Genomic DNA, 2,252 nt, shown 5'->3' on the forward strand with positions numbered 1-2,252 from the left:
GCGCCCTGTCCCTCGACGACGCGGCCAAGGTGGTCGCCCTGCGCGCCCAGGCGCTCCGCGCGCTGATCGGGCACGGCGACATGGCCTCTCTCGCCCTACCCACCGATCAGGTCACCGAGCTGCTCGCCGCCCTGGCAGCCGGCGCCGCCACTCCACGCGACGCCGACCAGCCCACCAACACCGACGCCGACAATGCCGGCAACGCCAACGCCGCAGCCGCAGCCGCAGCCGCAGCCGCAGCCGCAGCTGATGGAGCCAACGCCACCCTCAACGGGTCCAGCACCAACGGCCACAACGGCAAACCACGGGCCTACATCGCCACCGTCAACGGACCCAACGCCACCGTCATCGCCGGCGACCCCGACGCCATCGCCGCCGTCGTCGCCCACTGCAAGGAGCGCGACATCCCCGCCCGGGTACTCCCGGTCGGCTACGCCTCCCACACCCCCCACGTCGAAGCGTTGCGCGACGAGGTCCACACCGCCCTCGACGGCGTACAACCCACCACGACGGATGTCGCGTTCTACTCCACCTACACCGGCGACCGCATCGACACCGACACGCTCACCGCCGACTACTGGTACGACAACCTCCGCCACCCGATCCAGTTCCAGACCGCCACCCAAGCCCTGCTCCGCGACGGCCACACCACCTTCATCGAGGTCAGCCCCCACCCCGTCCTCATCCAACCCATCGAGGACACCGCCGACCAGCACGAGATCGTCGCCCTGGCCACCCTGCGCCGCGACACCACCAACCAACTCGCCACCGCGCTGGCCACCGCACACACCCACGGCCTCCCCGTGGACTGGACCGCGCTGCTGCCGGCGGCGCCGCCGGTCGAGCTGCCCACCTACCCCTTCGAGCACCAGCGGTTCTGGCTGCCGGCCGGCAGCCGCGGCGGGGAGCCGGCCGAACTGGGGCTCAGCGGCGCCGACCACCCGCTGCTCGGCGCGACCGTCGAACTGGCCGACGGGGAGGGCTACCTGCTCACCGGCTGGCTCTCCCTGCACACCCACCCGTGGCTGGCCGACAGCGTGGTCGCGGCGGGCACCGTCGTACCGGCCGCGACCTTCGTCGAGCTGAGCCTGCACGCCGGCAGTCACGTCGGGTACGCCCGCCTCGACGAGCTGACCGTCGAGACGCCGCTCACCTTCCCCGAGCACGGCGCCGTGCACATCCAGATCGAGGTCGGCGAGGGCGACGAGAACGGCCGGCGGCCGATCACCATCCACTCCCGTACCGGCATCAGCCCCGGCACCGAGTGGACCCACCACGCCACCGGCCGGCTCAGCGCCGGCACCGCGCCGGGCACCGGCCCGGACGCCGAACTGGCCGGCTGGCCGCCCGCCGACGCCGACCCGCTCGACGCCGACCGGCTCTACCCCGACCTCTCCCGGACCGGCCGGGAGTACGGCCCGGCGTTCCGCGCCGTCCGCGCGGTCTGGCGGGCCGGCGACACCACGTACGCCGAGCTGCACCTGCCCGAGGAGGTCGACGCCGAGGGCTACGGCATCCACCCCGCGCTCCTCGACGCCGCCCTGCACGCCCTGGCCGTCGACGGCGACGCCGCCCTGCCGCAGCTCCCCCGCGCCTGGACCGGGGTCATCCTGCACGCGGTGGACGCCCGTGCCCTGCGCGTACGGATCACCCGCACCGGTCCGGACACCGTCACGCTGACGGCCGCCGACCCGGCCGGCGCCCCCGTGGTGACCGTCGACGAGCTGGCCCTGGCCCCCGTCACGGCCGGCGCCGGCGGCGCCAGCCCGGTCCGGGACTCGCTGCACCAGGTGGAGTGGCGGCCGGTCAACGCCGGGCCGGCCCGGGAACCCCTGCCGGTCACCGACCTGGCCAACCTCGACGCGCTGCTCGCCGGGGAGGCGCCGCCGCCCGAGGTGGTGGTCGTCGCGGCGACCGCGCCGGCCGGTGACCCGGTCGCCGCGACCCACGAGCTGACCGAGCGGGTGGCCGCCGCGCTGCGGGACTGGCTCGCCGACGAGCGGCTGCACGCCAGCCGGCTGGTGGTGCTGACCCGGGGCGCGGTCGCCGCCCGCCCCGACGACGACGTCACCGACCTGCCCGCCGCCGCGCTGTGGGGGCTGGTCCGCTCGGCCCAGTCCGAACACCCGGACCGGGTGACCGTCATCGACGCCGACGAGGCCGACCCACGGCTCGTCGCCGCGGCGGTCGCCACCGGCGAACCGCAGCTCGCGCTCCGCGCCGGTGCCCTGCTCGCGCCCCGGCTCACCCGG

The 2,252-nt window shown here is 75.5% G+C and carries 1 protein-coding gene; it reads left to right on the top strand.

Translation table 11 applies throughout. The features are described 5' to 3' along the window. Positions 1 to 2,252, top strand: a 2,252-nt coding sequence (locus tag LQ51_RS02250; RefSeq protein ID WP_046562938.1) for an acyltransferase domain-containing protein, incomplete at both ends; no start/stop codon positions are given.

The organism is Micromonospora sp. HK10 (genome assembly GCF_000982955.1).
Taxonomy (GTDB): domain Bacteria; phylum Actinomycetota; class Actinomycetes; order Mycobacteriales; family Micromonosporaceae; genus Micromonospora.